Origin of the sequence: Paraburkholderia sp. JHI869, assembly GCF_038900775.1 — a bacterium.
Classification (GTDB): domain Bacteria; phylum Pseudomonadota; class Gammaproteobacteria; order Burkholderiales; family Burkholderiaceae; genus Paraburkholderia.
Genome location: NZ_JAYMSC010000033.1, coordinates 62,387 through 83,414 on the forward strand (window position 1 = coordinate 62,387; position 21,028 = coordinate 83,414).

The window sequence follows — 21,028 nt, forward strand, 5'->3', positions numbered from 1 at the left end:
GAGGCGATCATGCCCGGTCCCGTTCTCCATTTGGGCGCCACCGTGCTCTGCACCCACGGCGGCAGTGCTCTCCCCACCGCGCCCGTGCCGCGCGTGCTCGTGAGTGGCCAGCCCGTCGCGACCATCGTTGCGCCCTGGGCCGTCGCGGGCTGCCCGTTCGTGTCGCCCGCGCCGGGCCCGTGCGCGACGGGCCAATGGACGCTCGGCGCCGCGCGCGTGAGCGCGCTCGGCCAGCCGCTCGCGATCCAGGGCGGCGTGTCGCTGTGCGCGCCGACCGGCACGCCGCTCGTGCCCGTCGTCGTGCAGATGCGCGTCGTCGCCACCTGAGCCGCACGCCTCACGCAGCGGAGACGCGCCGTGAATCTCGCCTACCCCTACCAGTACGACCCGCGCGGGCGCACCGCCGAGACCGACGGCAACACGCATATGCGCGACCTGATCGAACAGGTGCTGTTCACCGCGCCAGGCGAGCGCGTCATGCTGCCTGACTTCGGCTGCGGCGTCGCGCAACTTGTGTTCGCACCGAATGCGTTCGAACTCGCGAGCGCGACCCAGGTGCTGATCCAGAGCGCGCTGCAACGCTGGCTCGGCGCGCTGATTGTCGTGCAGAACGTAAGCGTCGAGGCAACCGACGCCACGCTGTCGATCACCGTGACGTTCCGCTCGGTACAGGACAGCCAATGGCAGGTGCAGACCTTTCAGCAAGGCGCGGGAGGCGCATCGTGAGCACCGTTCCCACGATTGCCGTGGCCGACATTATCTGGCGCTGCTGCGACGAGAAGCGCCGCGAGGCCGTGATCGCGCATCCAACGCTCAATGGCATCGACTACCTCGAAGTCATCGACCACGATCTGCCCGGTACCGATCCGTTGCGCCAGCGCACGTTGCTCGTGCACTGCTTCAAGCCGCTGCCCACGGGGAACGCCGCGCTCACCGCGCTCAACGTGCAGATACTCGGCGGCGAGCGCGTGACCGGCGTCGCGGTGTCATGGGCGTCGGCGGGCTCGCCCGCGCCGACGCCGCTCGTCGCGCCTGCGCCGCCCGACACCGCCGCCGCCGCCGCCGAAGCCGCCGAAGCCGCCACGCTCGCGCTCGTCAGCGCACTCGCGGACGGCACGCGCACGCTCGTCGTGCGCACCTCGGTGGCCGGCGACTTCTCGATCTACACGCTGCGCCTCATCACCTCCGCGAGCGACGACGACCCGCCGCCCAACTTCGACCCGCGCTTATCGCAGATCGACTTCGGCTTCAAGGTCCAGTGCCCGTCCGACTTCGACTGCGCCCCGCCCGCGACATGCGCGCCCGCCGCCGAGCCGGTGCCCGAGATCAACTATCTCGCGAAGGACTATCCGGGCTTGCGCCAGTTGATGCTCGACCGCCTCGCGCAGCTCGTGCCGAAGTGGCAGCAGGGCAGCGAGGCCGACACCGGTTTCGCGCTCACGGAGCTGCTCGCGTGCGCATGCGACCAGTTGAGCTATCAACAGGACGCCATCGCGACCGAAGCCTATATCGGCACCGCGCGCCGGCGCGTCTCACTGCGCCGCCATGCGGTGCTCGTCGACTATCCGATGCACGACGGCTGCAACGCGCGCACCTGGGTGCAGCTTCAGCTTTCGGCGCCCGACGTCACGCTCGCGCTGCCGGGGCTGCAGTTCCTCACGCAATGCCGGAACTTCCCCTTCGAGATCGCGCCCGGCGCGCAACTCGCCAGCGCGATGCTGCTCTCGCCGCTCATGTTCGAAGCGCTGCTCGAACCGCGCTTTGCCGCGAACGATTATCAGCAGACGCTCTATCAGCAGCACAACTCAATGTCGTTCTACACATGGAGCGACGACCAATGCTGCCTGCCGGCGGGTGCGACCAGCGCGACGCTCAAGGGGCAGTTTGCACTCCTGCAAAAAGGCGACGTGCTTGTCTTCGAGGAGCGCATCGGCCCGCTGACGGGCGAGCCCGGCGACGCCGACCCGAAACATCGCCACGTCGTGCGTCTCACGAGCGTCGATGCGAGCGGCGTCGATCCGCTCAACGGCGAGGCCGTGACGATCATCGGCTGGAGCCTTGCCGATGCGCTACCGTTCCCGCTCTGCGCCAACGGCTATAGCGACGCCGAGCATGGATCGACGCCGCTCGCCGACGTCAGCGTTGCGCGCGGCAACCTCGTGCTCGTCGATCATGGGCAGACGATCGGCCCCGAGTCACTCGGCAGCGTGCCGCAGGTGTCGCTGCTCGACGTGCCCGCCTGCAGCGGCGATCCGTGCAATCCGAATCCGCCCGCGCCCGTGCCGCCGCGCTACCGGCCGACGCTTGCCCGCGTGCCGCTCACCCAGGCGGCCGGGCAATTCACGGTAGCGGGGAGCCGCGTGGGTGGCGCATGCGGCACGCTTCCCGCCCCCTACGATCCGTTCGGTCCGGCCGCCGATGTGGTCGATGCCGACATGAACGACGTCGTCCCGCAGATCCTGCTCGACAGCACCTACGACGGCGTCGCCACGCGCTGGCAGGCCGCGCGCACGCTGCTCCAGAGCGGCGCGCTCGACGCTAATTTCGTCGTCGAAGTCGACGAACGCGGCGACGCGACGCTGCGCTTCGGCGACGGCGCCTACGGCACGCGGCCGCCGTCGACCACTGCGTTCAGCGCGCGTTACCGCATCGGCAACGGCAGCGCGGGCAACGTGGGCGCCGAGGCGATCGGCCATGTCGTCGGCGCAACGGGCGCGATCAGCGGCGTGCGCAATCCGCTGGCTGCGACAGGCGGCGTCGATGCCGAAGACGCGGCCACGGTGCGCCGCGAAGCGCCGCAGGCATTCCGCACGCAGGAGCGCGCCGTCACCGCCGATGACTACGCGGCGATCGCCGAACGCGATGCCTCGATCCAGCGCGCGGTGGCGCAAATGCGCTGGACCGGTAGCTGGCACACCGTCTTCATTACCGCCGATCCGGTCGCGGGCGCCGATGCCGCGCAGATCGACGAGGCGCTGCCAGGGGAACTCGACGCATACCGCATGGCTGGCGTCGATATCGACGTGAGCGCGCCGCACTATGTGTCGCTCGAAATCGCGCTGCACGTGTGCGTGAAAAGCGACTACTTCCGCAGCGACGTCGCGCAGCAGCTCAAGGCGCGCCTCGGCAACCAGCGTCTGCCCGGCGGCGGCGCGGGCCTCTTCTGGCCCGACAACTACACGTTCGGCCAGAGCGTCTACCTGAGCCAGATCTATCAGGCTGCACGCACCGTGCCGGGCGTGGCCGTCGTGCAGGTGACGACGTTCCAGCATCAGGGCACCGACGACGGCCGCTACCTGATCACGGGCGAACTCACGATCGGCCCGTACGAAATCGCGCGGCTCGACAACGATCCCGACTTTCCCGAGCATGGCGTGCTGCGCCTCGACCTGCACGGAGGCAAATGATGAGCGACGCCGGAAACTGCGGCGGCTGCGCGGGCATCGGCACCGAAACGCCGGCCGGCGTGACCAACGACGCGGGACTGCCCGCCGTGGTCTACCGCATTGGCACGCAGCCGGCCTTCAAGGCGAGCCTGCTCGCGCGCCTGTCTAGCCACGACTATCCGGCGCTCGCACCGCTCACCGCCCGCGCCGACGACGACTGGACCATCGGGCTGCTCGACGCGTTTTCCTGCGCAGCCGACGTTATTACGTTCTACCAGGAACGCATCATCAACGAATCGTTCCTGCGCACGGCGACCGAATTGCGCTCCGTGACGGCGCTCGCGCAACTGATCGGCTACCGGCCCGCGCCCGGCGTCGCAGCGAGCACGGCGTTCGCGTTCACGCTCGATACGTCGCCCGGCCAGCCTGCGCTCGCCGCGCAGCCGGTGACGATCCCCGCCGGCACGCGCGTACAGAGCGTGCCCGACCCGAACCAATCGCCGCAGAACTTCGAGACCGTGGAGGACATCACGGCGCTCGTCGAATGGAACGCGCTCGCCGCGCAGGTCGCGCAATGGCCCGCCGTGCAGGCGGGGGGCACGGATCTGTTCGTTGCGGGCACCGGCCTGCAGATCCAGCCCGGCGATGTCATCGCGCTCGTTGGCGGCGACCGTTACCTCTCGACGGCCAACGCCGGACTCTCGGATGTGCGCTGGCTCGATCGCGTCGAGGAAGACAGCACGCGCGGCCTCACGCGGCTCGTGTGGAGCGACGCGCTCGCGGACGGCTGGAGCACGCCGCCCGCGAGCGCGCTGCATGTGTACGTGTTCCGCCAGCGCGGCGCGCTGTTCGGGCAGGCCGCGCCCAATCCCAATCTGCTCTACACCGCGACGAACCAGTTGCTCTTCAGCGGCACTCCGCCCGATGTGACGTGGCCGGGTTATGCGGTGAGCACGAGCGGCCCCGTCGATCTCGATGCGCTCTACCCGAAAGCCGTTAACCAGAGCTGGTTCGTGCTCGCATATCCCAGGCTCTACTACGGCATCATCCCCGTCGATGTGTTCCCGGCGCTCGGCGCCGCAATCGCGGCGGCGGCCGATGTCGCCGCCGCGCTCAAGACGCTCGCGGACAGCAATATTTCGCCCGCGCGGCTTGGCACGTTGTCATCGGGCGCGCTGAGCGATCTGAACTCGGCCATCGCGCCCGTGGTGAACACGGCGAACTTCTCCAAACTCGTCACGGCCGCCCAGCCCGCGTCCGCCGACGACTTCAAGGCCCTGGCACTGAACACGGCGCTGAGTAGCGCCGCCGCGACCGTGTTTCCGGGCATCGCTGAGCCGGTGGCGAAAACCGCGCCCGCCATCAGCACCGGTTTGCATTTTCACTATGAGCGCTGGTACACGCTGTATCGCGTGCAGATGGCAAGCCAGGTGTCGCGCGCCGACTTCGGCCTGTCCGCAAAAATCACGCGGCTTGCGCCGGAAGATCCCACCAACGTCGAGCTGTTCCCGCTCAGCACGACCATCGCGCATCTGCAAAGCGACGAACTCACGCCGTGCGCGCGCCCTCTCTATTACCCCGTGTACGGCGCGACACTGACGCTCGGCTCCAGCGAGGCCCGGCTCACGCCGGGGCGTCCGCTCGCGGTCACGGGCAAACGGCAGCGCGTGGCGTTGCCGCGCGACGTGAGCAAGATCTACTTCGCGAGCGGCGCGACTCGCCCGCTCGCTGGCGGCGAAAGTTTCGTGATGCTCGCGCCGACCGCGCAACAGAGCCCATCCGGCCAATGGCAACCGCTCACGTGCGCCGCCTTGCCGGGCGCCGGCGTCAACGCGACGTGGCGCTGGACGCTCCAGGACGACGACGGCTCGACGATCCAGCTCACCGCGCCCGCGGGCGCGCTGCTGCTGATCGCGCCGCTCGCGGCCGACCCGGTGCTGAGCGAAATCGCGCTGCTCGACGACGGCGCCGACGCCGTGAGCACGACGGCCACGACAACGACGCTGCGCTTTCAGGGCGCGCTCGCCAACTGCTACGACCGCTTGAGTTTCGCGATCAACGCCAACGTGGCCAACGCGACGCACGGCGAGACGGTGAGCGAGATCGCGGGCAGCGGCAACGCCGCGATTGCGAATCAAAGTTTCACGCTGCACCAGGCGCCGCTCACCTATGTGTCGAGCGCCAGCGCGGCGCAGGGCGCGCAATCGACGCTGCAGGTGCGCGTCAACGATCTGCTCTGGCAGGAAGCGCCCTCGCTCTATGCGCAGACGGGCAATGCGCACGTGTACTCGCTGAGCCAGGACGCCACCGCCGTCACGACGATCCAGTTCGGCGACGGCATCGAAGGCGCGCGCGTGCCGGGCGGCCAGAACAACGTGCGCCTTCAGTACCGCAAGGGGCTCGGCACGGCCGGCAATCTGCGCAGCGGCCAGTTGACCTCGCTGATCACGCGTCCGCTCGGCGTGCGCGCCGTCACCAACGCCAACGCCTCGACAGGCGGTCAGGATCCCGAGTCAATCGGCAGCGCGCGGCTCAACGCGCCGTTGCCGGTCCTCACGCTCGACCGCGTTGTTTCCGTCGACGACTACGCCAACTACGCCAGCGCGTTCGCCGGAATTGCCAAGGCAGGCGCGCTGTGGATCGCCGCCGGCCGCGCGCGCGGCATGTATCTGACCGTGGCGGGCGCGAACGGCAGCGCGATTCCCGCCGGCAGCGACACCCAGGCCAACCTGGCCGCAAGCCTCGCGAGCCACGGCGACCCGCTGATTCCCGTGAGCGTGATGAGCTACGCGGGCGCCACGTTCACGCTCAAGCTCGCGCTCAAATGCACGCCCGACGCGGACCCGGCGCAGGTGCCGCTCGACGTGATCGCGGCGCTGCGCGCGGCCTACGCATTCGGCACGCGCGACTTCGGCCAGGCCGTCACGCTCGATGAAGTCTATGCGGTGATTCAGGGCGTGGATGGCGTGCTCGCGGCCGACGTCCAGCAGCTCTACCGGCTCGACACCGGCCCGCTCGCGCCCCAGCCGTCGCCGCAACTGCCCGCCGCCGTCTCAGCGCTGCAGCCCGACGGCAGCGTCAACCCTGCCGAACTGCTCACGCTCGATCCTGGCGCGATCGACGCGGGCGTGATGACCTGAGCCTCGCGGGCGCAACGGAGACCCCACCATGAGCCTCGCGACCCAGAACCTCCTCACGCTGCTGCCGGCCATCCTGCGCATGCGCGATCTCGCGCAGGCGCAGCTCACGCCCGGCATCCTGAGCGCCGACGACCAGGCCGCCCTGACCAAACTGCAAACGCTCGTCGCCAACGGCGACCCGCTCACGCCGCTCCAGCAGAACACGCTCGCGCAACTGCAGCAGCGCGCCGAGGCGGGACCGCTGATGAGCCTCGTCGGCGTCATCGCGGAGCAGATCGCCGCGCTGCAGGAGAACGTTGAGCAACTGTACGACGACCAGTTCGTCGAGACCTGCGCGGACTGGGTCGTGCCGTATATCGGCGACCTGATCGGCTATCAGTTATTGCACGGCGTGACGCCCGCTATCGCGAGTCCGCGCGCGGAGGTCGCGAACACGATCGCGTACCGGCGACGCAAGGGCACCGCCGTTGCGCTTGAACAGATCGCGCGCGACGTCACGAGCTGGAACGCGACCGCCATCGAATATTTCCAGCGCCTCATCGTCACCCAGTACATGAACCATCTGCGGGCGCAGTGCCTCGCGACGCCCGACCTTCGCCAATGGCAGCCGCTGGAGCGCATGGGCGGCGCGTTCGACACCGTCATGCGCACGCCGGAGATGCGCCGCATCGAGAGCGGGCGCGGACGCTACAACATTCCGAACATCGGCATGTTCGTCTGGAGCATCGACGCGTACTCGCTGCACGCGTCGCCCGCCGTGGCCGCCGATGCGCGCCGCTACCGCTTCCATCCGCTTGGCATCGACCAGCCGCTCTATACGAAGCCCGCGCAACGCGCCGACTTCGCGGGTCTGTCAACGCCGCTCGACGTGCCCGAGCCGGTCAGCCGCCGTGTGCTCGACGCAGCGCGCAGCAGCTATTACCCGTTTAGCCTGTGCCTCTACGAGTCGAGCGCGGCGGGCGTCACCGCCGTCAACGGCAGCAACGTGTGCATTTGCAATCTTCAGGACGTCTCCGGCACCTGGGCGCATCTGCCCACGACGAACGGCATGTATGCGGTCGATCCGGTGCTCGGGCGTATCGCGTCGCGGCCCGACCTCCCCGCGGGCACGCAACTGCTCGTCGATTTCATGTACGGCTTTTCGGCCGGGCTGGGCGGCGGCGAGTACGACCGCACCGCCGACGTCACCGACACGGAGCCTGCGCCCGCGCTCGTGCGCGTGCCCGCCGACTACGCGGGCGTGCAGAGCGCGATCGACCATCTCGGTGCGAATGGCGGCGTTGTCGTGATCGGCAACAGCGGGCGCTATGAGGAGACGCTGACCATCGACGCGCCGGCCGGCAAGCGCATCGTGGTACGTGCCGACAACGGTTTTCGGCCGACGCTCGTGCTCTCGGGCGCATCGTCGCTCGGCGGCGGCGCCGGTGCGCAGATCGGTCTGCACGGCCTGCTCGTCACGGGCGCGGCGCTCGCCGTGAACGCGGGCTCGGGCAACGCGCTCGCGCAGCTCGACATCGCGCATTGCACCCTCGTGCCCGGCCTCACGCTCGCGCCCGACTGCACGCCGCAGCATCCCGGCGACCCTAGCCTCGTCGTCGGCATTGCGGGTGTCGCGGTCACGCTCTCGTACTCGATCGCGGGGCCGTTGCGCATCGACGTGAACAGCACCTTGAGCGCGACTGATTCGATCATCGACGCCACGGCTACGAGCGCCGTCGCCTATGCGGGCGAGGACGGCAACGGCCCCGGCGCGCCGCTGCAACTGGCGCGGTGCACGGTCATCGGCAAGCTCCATGCGCAGACGCTGCCGCTCGTCAGCAACTCGATCCTGCTCGCGGAACTCGCCACGGGCGACACCTGGTCGGCCGCGATCGTCGCCGACCGGCTTCAGGAAGGCTGCATCCGCTTCAGCTACCTGCCGTCGAGCGTGCGCGTGCCGCGCCGCTATCAATGCCTGCCAGAATCGGCGAGCACGCCGGCCGCGGGCGTGCCGGGCTTCACCACGCTGCGCTATGGCTTTCCCGCCTATGCGCAGCTCGCGCCTTCGTCGGGCGCGGATCTCCTCACTGGCGCCGACAACGAGTGCCAGCCAGGCGCGTTCAATGCTGTCTACGGCGCACAACGCGCAACCAATCTGCGGGTGCGGCTTGCCGAGTACCTGCGCATCAGCCTTGAAGCCGGCGTGATCTACGCGAGCTGAGCCGCGCGGGCCAGCCGCGAAGGAGCGAAACCATGAGTGGAGATTACAGCCGTTGCGAGTTCGATTCGTCCTGCAATTTTCAGGGCGTGCTGCTGCAACAGGGCCGCCCGCTCACCGACGCGGACTGGAACGAACTCGTCGCCGAGAGCTTCCGGCTCGCCCAGGCCAGCATGCTCGACACGTTCGGCGGCGCCGCGCTCGTGCCGATGTCCACGCCCAACGCGTTCCAGCTCGCGTTCGATTCGACCGGAGCGCTGACGATTGGCGCGGGCCGCATCTATGTCGATGGCCTGCTCGCGCAGAATCACGGGTCCGCGCCCTACGCGTGGGATCCGAAGCTCGCCGAAAACGCCGGGACGCTGCCGACGCCGTATCTTCAGCAACCGTACCTGCCCAATCCGCGTGCGCTGCCCGCGAACGGCACGAGCCTCGCCTATCTCGACGTCTGGCGGCGTGAAGTTACGCAATACGAAGCGCCGCAAATTCTTGAGCCAGCGCTCGGCGGCGTCGATACGACGGCGCGCACGCAACTCATCTGGCAGGTAAAGCTCCTGCCGCTCGGCGGCAATGCGGGCGCGCTCACGTGCTCGTCAACCGACGGCGAGATTCCGGGCTGGGGCGCGCTCATCGCGCCATCGGCGGGACGGCTCAGCACGCAGACCGCGGCCTATGGCAGCACCGATCCGTGCATCATCCCGCCGATGGGCGGCTACACGGGCCTCGAAAACCAGCTCTACCGCATCGAGATTCACGACCCCGGCGCGCCCGGCACCGCGACGTTCAAGTGGTCGCGCGACAACGCATCGGTCGAGGCGCGCGTGCTCACTATCGTGAGCGGCACGAGCTTCACCGTCGACAGCGTGGGCCGCGACGCCGTGCTCGGCCTGCAAGGGGGCGACTGGATCGAGCTGACCGACAACGCCCACGAGCTGAACGGGCTGCCCGGCCTTATGCTGCAGATCGCGACGAACGGCGTGGACCGCGCCACGCTCACGATCACCGTCACGTCGCCGATCGACCCCGCGCCGTTCCCCGTCGGCACGCCCGACCCGGCGCTCTGCACGCGCGTGCGCAGCTGGAACCAGCAAGGCGAGGTGCTACGCACCGACACGTCGCCGCCCTCGAACTATGTCAATGCCGATACGAACGGCGGCGTGATTCCGGTACCCGCGACGAACACGGTCACGATCTCGCTCGAAAACAGCATCGTCGCGCTGTTCGATATCGCCGCGCCGGGCGGCCTCTTTCGTACCGGCGACTATTGGGTGTTCGCCGCGCGCACGAGCAATGCCTCCATCGAAACGCTCGTCGAAGCGCCTCCGCGCGGCATCCACCATCACTACGCACGGCTCGGCTTCGTGAGCGCGCCGCCCACCGTGCCCGCCGATTGCCGCCAGTTCTGGCCGCCCCAGGGCGGCGCGGCCGAAAGCTGCGCGTGCACGGTGTGCGTGAGCCCGCAGTCGCACGCGCAAGGCACGCTGACGATCCCCTCCGCCGTGCAACAGGTCATCAAGATGGGCGGAGGCACGGTCTGCCTGGAGGCGGGCCAGTACACGCTCGCCCAGCCCGTGATGATCAGCGGCGCGAAGGCGCTGACACTGCGCGGCCAGCGCGCGGCGACCCAATTGAGCGCGTCGGCGGGCATGGGCTTCATCGTGACCGGCAGCACCGATGTCACGCTCGCCGATTTCGCGCTGCAAGGCGTGACGCCCGCGCCTAACGCCGACGGCAACTACGTGAGCGATCCAGCGTTCGGCACGGCCGCGCTCGCCATCGACGCGAGCCAGCAAATCACGCTGCGCGGGCTCGATATCAGCGAGCAGCCCCAGAGCGGCGCTGCGGCGGCAAACGATACGTTCGCGGCCGTCGCCTGCTCGAACTTGCTCGATGCGATCCGCTTCGAGGACAACAACGTGACGACGCCCGTCGGGCTCTTCAGCGCGGCCATTGCGCCCGCCGCTGGGGCGGATGGTGCTGCCGCTGGGGCCGCTGGTGCAGCGGCCCCAGCCTCGCCCGGCGTCGCGCAATATCTGCAGGCGGGTCCGGGCGCGGCCGTGCTGGGTGAGATCGATATCGTCGGCAATCGCTTCGCCTGCGCGCAACTGGCAATCATGCTGCAGCCGCAGGACGGCGTCGAAGGCAACGACGCCGTCCTTCCGCGCGTGACGATTATCGACAACGCGATCATCGGCTGCGTGACGCGCGCGATCGCCCTCGGCCAGACCGGCCCAAAAGCGGCGGCCGCCATCCGGATCGAGCGCAACACGTTCGCGCAATGCGGCGTCGCCTTGTGGGCCGCCGCCTGGCCGAACGCCGATCTGAGCATGAGCGACAACACCATCACGGCGAGCGGCAACGCGCTCACGCCCGTCAGCAGAACGCCGGGGGCCGCGATCAGCGGCGAGGTGCGCTGCGTGTCGGTGAGCCAGGTCGCGTCGTTTTGCTTCGCCGACAACCGGCTCGACGCCATCGCGCAAACCCCGGTTGAAACGACGATTCCAGTGAGCGCGATCTACGTGGAGCAAACGCCCGTGATGCGGCTCGCGCGCAACCAGATGACCGATATCGGGCCGGCCAGGCTCGCCAAGGTCCGCGTGTCCGCGGTCGGCATCTGCGGTCCGTTCGAAACGCTCGATCTTCACGACAACTTGATTCGTACAACGAACTGGACTGTGCAGACGGGCATCAACCCCAACGGATGGTCCGTCATCCTGATCGATGGCTCCGAGGCCCTGCCAGCCGCGCCGATCACCGAGCCGGTTGGCACGGCCGCGTTTGCCGGCACGGTCAACGTGCACTCGAACCGCGTCGAGGCCGCGCCGGGGTCGATCGTGGCGATGATCGGCGGCGTCACGACCTGCCACTACACCAATAACGCATCGCAGACGCGTCAGCCGAACACAAGAGGCGTCGAGACTACGCTCGGCGAAGTGATGGTCATGTCCACGTATGCGGTGGTGGGCAACAACACTGTTATTGCCGCGCTGCGCATTGCCGCCATCATCGGACGCAAGACGCCGGCGGTGACGGGCACCGTGCTGGGCAACGTGTTCACCGGGCCCGTGCAAATGAACGGCGGCTCGCTCACGTCACCTTGGGCTACATTGAACCAGGGCTAGACGGCGCGCGACGTTAGCTTTCTATTCGTATTACCTTTTTTCTTGAAACTGACAATTCCGCCATCCATAATCGTTGAGCAGCATGCATGAACGCCGGCCCGCCGGTCCCGCGTTCATGCGGCTTTCGAGCCAGTTCGACGCTGCCGTTTCAACGATGCATCCCGCGCGCCAGACTCCGGCGGCTTGACCATGAGCCCCGGAAAAGCGAGGTTTGTGATGAGGCAATCGACAGGCGGAGATGGCGGCGCGAAAGACCATCGTCTGATCGGCGAGTCCCCGGCCTTCGTCGAGGCGCTGGCCCTGATCGGCAAATCGGCGCAATGCAGCGCGATCGTGCTGATCGAAGGCGAGACCGGCACCGGCAAGGAACTCGCTGCGCGCGCCATTCACTATCTGAGCGCGCGACGCGACGCGCCCTTCATCCCCGTGAACTGCGGCGCGATTCCCGAGAATCTGCTCGAAAGCGAGCTCTATGGCCACGCGCGCGGCGCGTATACCGATGCACGCGAGGCATCGATCGGACTCGTCGGCCAGGCCGACGGCGGCACGCTGCTGCTCGATGAAATCGAGGCGATGACGCAGCGCACGCAGATCGTCATGCTGCGATTTCTGCAGGACCATCAATACCGCATGGTGGGTGACAAGACGAGCCGCCGCGCCGACGTGCGCGTGATTGCATCGAGCAACGCCGACCTCGAAGCGCTTACGCACCAAGGACGTTTTCGCAGCGATCTGTATTTTCGCCTCAACGTGCTCGCGGTACGCCTGCCCAGCCTGCGCGAGCGCACAGGCGACGCCGTGCTGCTTGCGCAAGCATTCAGCCGCCGCTTGAGCGAACGCTATGGCAAGCCGCTCAAGGAGCTGCATCCCGAGACGATCGCGTTCCTCGAAAGCTATGCGTGGCCCGGCAATGTGCGCGAACTCGAAAACATGATCCATCGCGAGTATCTGTTCGGCGACGGGCCCGCGATTCACATCACGCACCCGGACCGGCATCGCGCGCATGGCCACGCGTGCGCGGCGGCCGTCGCAACGCATGCCGCGAAAGATTTCAAAAGCGCGAAAGCCACCGCTGTGATGCAGTTCGAACGCACCTATCTGCTCGAAATCCTCGCGCGCGCGGGGGGCAACGTGAGTGCGGCGGCGCGGCTCGCGGGCAAGGAACGCAGTGCGTTTTGCCGGCTGATACGAAAGCACTGGCCGGCCGGGATGGGATGCCCCGAAGCGTGAAACAAAGGGCGATGCCTGTGCGGCGTATCCGACGCACGATGCGACAGCGGCACAGTTGATCTTCTTCAGCGAAATATATCGCCTCGGACGACCAATGTCTCACCGCTAAAAAAGCACCGGCCTGATGCACGTATCGGCATCGCAATGAACCGCATACAACAAGCCAAGCGGATTGTTGTGATTGCGCAGAAACGACATGCGCAGATCAAGGAATGTCTTGCCGAGCGGTGCGCCACCGAGGAATTTTTCGAAGAACGCGAGGGCCCACTTCATCGCGAAGAGCGCGGGCATCTGGCATTCGGTGCCGATCACCCCGCGTGCTCCCTTGCTCATGAAATAAGGCGCGAAACCATCGTAGAACGCCGGCGACATGGTCGCCGATTCGCAAGCGTTGATGAACACGAGCGGGCTGCCGGCGAGTGGCACATCGGTTCCCGCGTTGAGCACGATGTCGTTGAGCGTGCGCGTAGCGTCCGTCAACGCGATGCTCGATGCGGACGGCCCGCCGCTCTGCGCGAGCCCGCGCGAAACGGCATGACAGTAGAAGTAGAGAATCTGCTCCGGCGCGGCCGGATCATTGAGCGAACGCATCAGGGTCGACCATGAATTCCGGTCATTCACCTGCACGCGCGGGCCGCGCAAACCGTTCCAGAAAGTGCGCTGATCGGCAACGAACGGTATGCCCATCTGCAGATCGATGTTGTCGTTGAAGTTCACGCCGACATGCAGGGCCGGCTGGTCGCTGATGATGGTGCTGTCGAAGGTGGTCATCGGCTGCTGCAGCGGAATCTGCTCGATGATGTGCCGCATGCCGAGGAAATTGGACCAGTCGAGCACGGCGTCATCGGCGGCGCTGCCCAGATAGAGCAGGCCCCACGGCAGCGGCATGCTTTCCGCGATGATCTGTAGCTTGAGTGGTGCCTTGTCGGGCGCGCTGGCGAGCCTGCGCAACAGCCGCGCCACAGACTTCGAGTCCTGACCGGCGCCGGGGCCCTCGAACACCGTCCTGAGCAGGCTCGCGCCGGCGCGCGCCATGATGCGCAGCGCGATCGCCTTCCGGTCCGGCGGAATATGGATGTCGGCCTGAAACGGATACTGGCCTGCATCGTCCCGATGCTTGACGACCTCCATGAGGCTGTTACGCGCGTTCGTGACGGCGTCGTCGAGGAGCGCCGCGGAGACCGGCAGATGTGCACGCATCGCGACCGGTCCGCACACCACGCATTCATATCCGCCCGTCGATGGGGAAATCAGCAGGAGCAGATCGCGAGGCTGAAGCACGTTGCTGTCCGATAGTGCCCGCCCCTGCGTGCTCACCGCCGTCGGCTCGCGTGCCTGACCAACGACGATGATCATGTCCAGCCGCTGTACGAAATTGCCGTCCTTCGAAAGTATCGCGCTGAGGAGGCACGGGCCGTCGTGTCTCGGTGCGATCTCGAAGCGCGCCTTCGTGCGGGAGCGACCGGTTTTCGGCACGCGGATCGTTCCCGTGGGGCCGCCGATTTCGAAGTCACTGCTCTCGAGTTGCACGGTGAGCGCGATTTCCTCGACGCCGGGGGAAAAGAGTGCGCGCTCATCCAGCATCAGCGCCGTCGATGCAATACCGCCTTGCGTTACGTCGACATTCAGCGCCAGCGTGTAGAAAGTGCCCGTATGAAGCGGCTCTGTGGGACTGATGTCCTCGAAATCGGCGTTGATATAACGCAATGACGACACAGGCTTCTCTGCAGCGGGCTCACCGGTCGCGGTGGCATGCGTTGCTGCCTCGGCCGTCTGGGCAGGCACGGCGGCGGGCGCTGGCCCGGACACCGGCGCTGCCCCGCCGGTGGGAGCCGCAAGCCCGTCGAGTCTGGTGTCGCGGAACGCGCGTTGAAAACCTCCGCTGAGCAGGCTCGGCGCACCCTTGCCAGCGCCCGGCGGCCCGCCACGCCGCGTGAAGGCGTTGGCGGCCTCGGATGCCGGAGCAGAAGTCGATGTAGCGCTGCGAATCACCCATGCATCGCGCGCGCCGGAGATGACCGTCGCAGACGCCGCAGAAGTAAGCGCGGCGTCCCAGAACAGATGCGCGACTTCCGGATGCGCAATGTCGCTATGCGCGCCCGATGCGCCATCGCCATTGCGAATCACACTGCTCGCCTCGACGTTGTAGATCGTCCCCGGCCTGAATTGGTACGAGTTCATCGTCTTCAGGATATCGAGATCGTTCGCGCCGTCCGCACCCTGAATGCCGAACGCGCCGATGTCGCCGTACTCGGGATACGCGGTCTCGCCGAGCACCTGTTGACCCTCGATCCGCGCGCCGAGCGGATAGAAGCGCCCGACTGCGGTATCGAAGGTCGAACGCGTCGTGACGATCGGTCCGCTGACCAGCCTGCGCTGCACGATGCGCCGGAAGTAGCCGGGGCCGCCAGACGCAAACGGAATCCCTGATGCATATGCCCAGAGCGAAAGCGCGCCCTGCACGAGGAACAGCGTGTCCACCGGCCGCACGAGCGCGGGCGCGCCCCCACTGCCCGGTCCGGCCACCATCGCGGATACGACAATGGAGCCGAAGCTGTGCCCCATCAGATGAATGCGAGCGTTGGGCGCGGCTACCTGAAGCGCGATCAGCAATGTATGCGCGCCGGTTTCGCCGAACGCACGCGCACGGTCCTTCATCTTCCAGAACGACAGTTGCCGCATCGGCGACAACGCGATGTCGCGCGGCCCGAGCACGCCGGGCGTGGCTGCCTGCCGCGCGATGGTCTGGGCATCGAAATTATCGTGATCAGCGCCCGGCCGGCCACCCAGGTTTCCGGACTGCATCCCCGATGCGGCGAAAAGCTGGGCGTACGCCTCGTCGATCTCGGGCGGCAAGCCCGCGTGGGAGGCTGCCTGCGCGTAGCCGAAAATTTGATCCACGGCGTCCCCGACCTGCTGCGCCCGCGTATCCGGCAATCCGTTCGCAAGCTGCCGCACGATCTCGCCCGCGTCCTTGTTGCTTGCGTTCGCCCCTGCGGAGTCTTCCATGCCCCACGGCAGGCTGGGCCAATGGAGCCCGATGATCAGGGGCGCAAAGCCCGGACGCACTACCCGCATACGTTCGATGTCGCCGCCCGATCCCGCCATCGCGCCGATCCATCGGTCGTACTGTTCGATGGCCGCCGAAATGTCGCCGTTCCATCCGTGGCACGTCAAGAAGATGTCGGTCACCGGTTGCGCAGGATCCGTCAGCCGATGAAGGATCGCCTCGCTCAGGCGACCATCGTCGAAGTCGGTGCGCTCGTTGCCGTATTCATCGAAAAGTACCAGGTAGTATTCCAGGTCTTTGACCTTACGCACAGGCATTTCGGTCTCCTTGACATTTCGACGACGGTGCGTTCAGGGATGCGCCGCGGGTTGCCAGGCGTGCATCCATCCGGCCGTGCAGCGATCAATCGCGCAACACCGCCACCGCAGATGCCCATTGGGGCAACTGCGTTTCGACCGGCGTCGTGTCGATGCAGGCATCGCGGAAGGACTCGGCAAGCGAGCTGCCCTGCCTGAAATACGCCCGATAGAAGCGGTCGAAGAATTCTGCGCACTTTTTGTCATCGACCTCCCAGCGGAATCCGAGGATGCCTTCTGCGCCACCTCTCATGGTCTCTGTCACCGTCACGACGGACACGCTTTCACACGACGCCAGCACCATGAGCTTGCAGTTGCCCTCGTTCAGCCACTGCGCCACTTCGCAAATCGGCACGGCGAGCGCGTACGGTGGCTCGTCGGGCAGGACGAGCAGTGGACCATGCTGCACGCTGGGGAGGATCACCGAGTGACCCGAGAAGTGGAAGATGTCGAAGCCGCCCGTTTTCAGCCGCCGTCGCAGTTCATCGCGCAATCTGACACCTACGGACGGCGAGGTTCCGTTGCCGAGTTCGATCAGAGCCGAGATGCGGCGAGCGCCTCCCTCCATCCCGCACTCGCGCAGGGTTTTCCGTTCCAGCTCGATATTGCGCAAGTAATTGAGGCCGACGCGCCGCAGTTCACGATCGCGGTCGAGCCTCAGCATCGGCGTGTTCCCGACATCGCACGACATGAACAGCATCCGATACTCTTTCTGCGCCTCGAACCCCTGCGTGCGGCCGCTGCCCCGGGCACGCAAGCGCGGGCCGAGATTGAGGCGTCGCGCCATCGGCACACGCGAGCAGAAACACCGGTTCGCGTCTTGTTCGCTGTCCTCGCTCATGAACTCGAACGGAAGATTGAACATTTCGTCGTGGTCGGGGCTGCCGACCTTGATCTCGAAACGGAGATCCATATTGACTTTGATCTGCGGCACCCCGGCAGCGCCCTTTCCCCCGAGCACGCCGATAATTCCGGGGCCGATCGTCTTCCTCATGAGCAAGTCGTACAGCTTGTTTCCCGCATCGAAAAAGATCGTGTCGGCGTTGTCCCTCGATACGGTCTGGTCGCTGGAATAGAACCTTCTGATTCGTCTAAGCACGGACTCGATGGCGTTCGGGATGCCGTAGGCGATCGCCGTCGTCGATGCGATCTTGTAATTTCCACGCATCACGACGTAACGCGCCGCCTCATCGCCGACCGAGATGGTGTAGCGCAAAGAATCGCGCGGGCTCTCCACCGCGAGGCCGGCGAGCGCTTCGGCGAAATCCGCGCTGCCATCGGGCTCGTCGGGATCATCGGAGCCCATCAGCCAAAGTCCGGTGCGGGGGCGCCCCAGAACCTCGCGCTGGAGGTCCTCCGCAGGAGCGGGCGAAGCGATCAGGACCGGTACGACGGGATGTTCGCTACTGAGCCATCCCAGAAACTCGATCGGCGCCTGACCGCCGTGCCCGGCCTGGAGGTTGCTGTTCGCGGATACAAGCGGGTCGAGAATGACCAGCGCCGCCTCGTTCCCGGTCGGCGCCGCGGCGCCGAACCAGGTCCGGGCGTCCTCCATGGAACGCAAATCTACGATATCGAGTTCAACGAAGGACGTGGCATCCGGAAAGCTGTCTTGAAGATAGCTGAGTTCCTCGATGCGCTGGCGAATCAGTTCGGGGAGCACGGGGTGATTGGTCAGGAGCAGGATGACCCTCGCACGCGGCGTTTCATTTTCCATTTGAGTCGTCTCCCATCGGACTTGGAAGCATGATCTTGAAACTCGTCACCGGACGTGAGAAATCAACATCCAGGATGTCGCGTGGGTCGGTCGTCAGGGTGCCCTTGTGCGCGCTCACGACGGCACGAATGCTCGGCATGGCGAGTCGCGCATTGTCACGCGCGGCGTCGAAAACGAACTGAAGCGGATCGGCATCCTTGCGTTCCGCGACCGCACCGGGCCGCAGCGCGTTCGATGCGCGGGCGAAGTACAGTTTGAGTCGCACGGCCGGCTGTCTGTGCTCCGCCGGCGTCTTCAGGCGCAGCGAAAGGCGAATCATCGTGTCGTCGATCGGACGGGTCAGCAGGAGATAGCCGAGTATCGAACGGATCACGAATGCGAGCCGCTCCTCGTCGCCCTCGACGATGAACGGGCCATCATCGGTCACGTGCTGGAGCACGAGCTGATCGCGCGCAGGCAGCGTTGCGACGATGCCCTCGATGCAAGCGCGTAAATCCACCTGCACATATTTGCGCATCGGTTTTTCGCGCACCGTCTCCGCTTCCACCAGGCGCTCATACGTGATGTCAGCCTTGCACAACTCCGCGGACAGGCGCTTGCACAGATCCTTGAATTGACTTGTATTGCTGTCGACAAAGGACTGCGCATCGGATCCGGATTGCCTTGCAAGCTGGCGGAACAGGGACGACGCGAGCGAGATCGGCGCACGCGCCTGTTGCGCGACTTCCGCGACGACTTCGCGCAAATAACGCAGATCCCTGCTCCAGGCGAGACTTTGCAGGTCGGTGAAGAACCAGATGGCAGTATCGAAGGCGTCGTTCAGCGTGACGCGCGTCGCCATCACGAGCCGCTTCGCCCCGTCTCTGGCCACCAACTCGATGCGTCTATTCAGTGTGCTTTCGCGAGGACCGCCCTTCAGGACGTCTCGGGAGTGGTCATTGGTCCCGTACTCCCAAAGCGGCCTGGGATCGCCGAGTGGCGTATTGCCCAACCCAAGCATGTCGACCGCAGCGGGGTTTCTATCGAGAATCACACCATCCATGCCGACCAGCACGGTGCCGCGCTCCGTTTCCCGCATCAGCCGTTCATTCGTTTCGGTGTGAAGCCGATCCTGCAAGGACCTCTGGATATCCAGCCTCAGATCTTCGAGCAATTTCCTGTCCGGCCCGAGAAACGCCTTCAGCTTGCTCGACTCGATCAGGAAGATCCAGCGGGCGCGATGGCTCAGATTGACGGAAAAGGTCATGACCGATTTCACCCACGACCGCGTACGCTCGTAGCCGTGCTGCTCGATGCCCAGTTCCTTGACACCGTTCACGACCAGCACGCCGTCCCTCGATTCCAGCGTCCTGCCCAACATGCCACTCTTGATCGGAACTTGCGTCTCCAAGGCAAGCTCCACGCCCTCCTTCGGCGCCTGCGCGATGGGATTGAATACCCCGTTGAGCCTGTCTACCCGATAGAGTGCCACCAGGTCCCAGTTGAGCCGGGACTGTATCTGCGTGACGACCTTCTCCGCGCCCTGCAGCGGATCCCTCTCCTCGTTGACGATCTGCTTGACGTCCCTTCTGAACCATTGCTCTTCCCGCTTCAGTTGCTCCTCGCAGCGAAGCAGGATCGACCCGAGGCCCAGGTTGCGCAGGGCTTCGTGGTCGGACGGCGTATACCTGTCGCACGCCTTCGAACAAAGGGACAAGGCGGACGTCGCCCCGCTCGGTCCGTTCACGAAGAGCGTGATTGACGCCTCGATTTCGGCGTCACGATATGCCTTGACGACTTCGTTAGTGGCGAGCGATGGATTCTTTTCCAGTGCGTCGGAGATGCTTGCATTGATGAAATCGTTCGAACGGATCATGTCATCGACGAGTCCTTCCTTCAGCGGCAACCATCGTTCTGGCCAGACGACGGCGTCCTCCCCAGCGGTCTCCTTGTCGGGGTACAACGCAACGGCCTTGAAAAGCGTGCGACGCTCCGCGTATATGCCGAAGATGGCGTGGTCGAACGGAATCAACGGCTGAATTTTGTCGAGTATCGAACCGAGGCGCAGGCGCCAATCCCGGTTCTGCTGATCCAGCGCGATCTTCGCGAGTTCCCCCCGCACCTGGCGCGTGAGCGACGATTCGATCACGACCACCGCGCCAAACGCGTGCCCGGACAGCGTCAGGTCCGGCGTGAACACCAGCGGCGCTTCGCTCGGCGTACCGCCTGGGCGCCTCGGAAGCCGCACGGTGTGCGTCTTGTGCGTTCCGTTCGAGACGCATTCGGCGAGCGTGGCCCGGATCGGCGCCCCGAGATCGGGAGGAAAAAGGGCGTCGAGCGAATGTCCGGTCATCTCGCCCGGCTCCCGCCCGAACATCTTGTGCGCTTCTTCGTTGGCGTAGCGGACGACGCCGTCGACACTCACGCGCATCACGGTGTAAGGCGTCTTGGAGAAGCGCACCGTTTCAGCCCTGCGAAAGGCTGTGCAATCGGTGACCATCGCCACCTTCCAGTCCGTTTCACGCACGCGATAAACGATCTTCACCATGGCCGGCAATTGCTCGCCGGACGCGCTTCGCCAGATGCCGCAGGCGCCGGGCGCGTCGGCATTCCCGTCGGCCAGCGCCGCCGGATCGACGCCGAACGCGTCTGCCAGCATGCTCCCCGCCAGCCCGGGCGTCATCGCCTCCAGCGCCTCGTTCGCCTTGACGACGACGCCTCGCCCGTCCACGAACGCGCAAGGCAGATCCGAGGCGAGGAGCGCGTTCGCCGTGACGGCGTCGCAACTGCGCAGCTCGCGCAGCGCGTCAGGAACTTCGTGAACGGTTGTCGCCATGATGTTCTCCGCATGCAACCGAATCGACGTCCGGATGAACGCTCCGGACCGGGCG

The 21,028-nt window shown here is 66.3% G+C and carries 10 protein-coding genes; 7 read left to right on the forward strand and 3 right to left on the reverse strand.

Annotation, left to right across the window (positions count from 1 at the left end):
* Positions 1-9: 9 nt before the first annotated feature.
* From VSR72_RS36060 to VSR72_RS36090, 7 genes are all read left to right on the forward strand, one after another.
* Positions 10-327 carry a hypothetical protein gene (locus tag VSR72_RS36060; protein ID WP_342957011.1) on the forward strand — a complete coding sequence of 106 codons (318 nt, stop codon included), beginning with the start codon at positions 10-12 and terminating at the stop codon, positions 325-327.
* 30 nt (positions 328-357) lie between these two features.
* On the forward strand, positions 358-726 hold the full coding sequence (locus VSR72_RS36065) for a GPW/gp25 family protein (protein WP_342957012.1): 369 nt from the start codon (positions 358-360) through the stop codon (positions 724-726).
* Positions 723-3,407, forward strand: a complete 2,685-nt coding sequence (locus VSR72_RS36070; RefSeq protein WP_342957013.1) for a putative baseplate assembly protein — start codon at positions 723-725, stop codon at positions 3,405-3,407. Before VSR72_RS36065 ends, VSR72_RS36070 begins: the two co-directional genes overlap by 4 nt.
* Positions 3,407-6,526, forward strand: a complete 3,120-nt coding sequence (locus VSR72_RS36075) for a putative baseplate assembly protein (protein WP_342957014.1) — start codon at positions 3,407-3,409, stop codon at positions 6,524-6,526. Before VSR72_RS36070 ends, VSR72_RS36075 begins: the two co-directional genes overlap by 1 nt.
* Positions 6,527-6,554: 28 nt before the next feature.
* Positions 6,555-8,726 carry a hypothetical protein gene (locus tag VSR72_RS36080; RefSeq protein WP_342957015.1) on the forward strand — a complete coding sequence of 724 codons (2,172 nt, stop codon included), beginning with the start codon at positions 6,555-6,557 and terminating at the stop codon, positions 8,724-8,726.
* Between the two features lie 32 nt (positions 8,727-8,758).
* The gene (locus tag VSR72_RS36085) at positions 8,759-11,845 is read left to right on the forward strand and encodes a DUF6519 domain-containing protein (protein WP_342957016.1); all 3,087 of its coding nucleotides are present in this window, start codon (positions 8,759-8,761) and stop codon (positions 11,843-11,845) included.
* 216 nt (positions 11,846-12,061) lie between these two features.
* Complete coding sequence (locus tag VSR72_RS36090) at positions 12,062-13,075, forward strand: sigma-54 dependent transcriptional regulator (protein ID WP_342957017.1); 1,014 nt, start codon at positions 12,062-12,064, stop codon at positions 13,073-13,075.
* Positions 13,076-13,180: 105 nt separating this feature from the next.
* Here VSR72_RS36090 and VSR72_RS36095 read toward each other — a convergent pair whose 3' ends face one another.
* The 3 genes from VSR72_RS36095 to VSR72_RS36105 all read right to left on the reverse strand — a co-directional run bounded on the left by VSR72_RS36095 (position 13,181) and on the right by VSR72_RS36105 (position 20,973).
* Entirely contained in the window at positions 13,181-16,402 is a 3,222-nt protein-coding gene (locus VSR72_RS36095; RefSeq protein ID WP_342957018.1) for a CHAT domain-containing protein, read from the reverse strand.
* Positions 16,403-16,487: 85 nt separating this feature from the next.
* The gene (locus VSR72_RS36100) at positions 16,488-18,158 is read right to left on the reverse strand and encodes a CHAT domain-containing protein (RefSeq protein WP_342957019.1); all 1,671 of its coding nucleotides are present in this window, start codon (positions 18,156-18,158) and stop codon (positions 16,488-16,490) included.
* Positions 18,148-20,973, reverse strand: a complete 2,826-nt coding sequence (locus VSR72_RS36105; RefSeq protein ID WP_342957020.1) for a PAS domain-containing protein — start codon at positions 20,971-20,973, stop codon at positions 18,148-18,150. The genes VSR72_RS36100 and VSR72_RS36105 overlap by 11 nt, the downstream gene beginning before the upstream one ends.
* Positions 20,974-21,028: the final 55 nt, after the last annotated feature.

Coding starts and splice junctions, on each gene's coding strand:
- VSR72_RS36105 (WP_342957020.1), bottom strand. CDS start 20,973: ATGGCGACAACCGTTCACGAAGTTCCTGACGCGCTGCGCGAGCTGCGC.
- VSR72_RS36060 (WP_342957011.1), top strand. CDS start 10: ATGCCCGGTCCCGTTCTCCATTTGGGCGCCACCGTGCTCTGCACCCAC.
- VSR72_RS36095 (WP_342957018.1), bottom strand. CDS start 16,402: ATGCCTGTGCGTAAGGTCAAAGACCTGGAATACTACCTGGTACTTTTC.
- VSR72_RS36100 (WP_342957019.1), bottom strand. CDS start 18,158: ATGGAAAATGAAACGCCGCGTGCGAGGGTCATCCTGCTCCTGACCAAT.
- VSR72_RS36075 (WP_342957014.1), top strand. CDS start 3,407: ATGAGCGACGCCGGAAACTGCGGCGGCTGCGCGGGCATCGGCACCGAA.
- VSR72_RS36090 (WP_342957017.1), top strand. CDS start 12,062: ATGAGGCAATCGACAGGCGGAGATGGCGGCGCGAAAGACCATCGTCTG.
- VSR72_RS36085 (WP_342957016.1), top strand. CDS start 8,759: ATGAGTGGAGATTACAGCCGTTGCGAGTTCGATTCGTCCTGCAATTTT.
- VSR72_RS36080 (WP_342957015.1), top strand. CDS start 6,555: ATGAGCCTCGCGACCCAGAACCTCCTCACGCTGCTGCCGGCCATCCTG.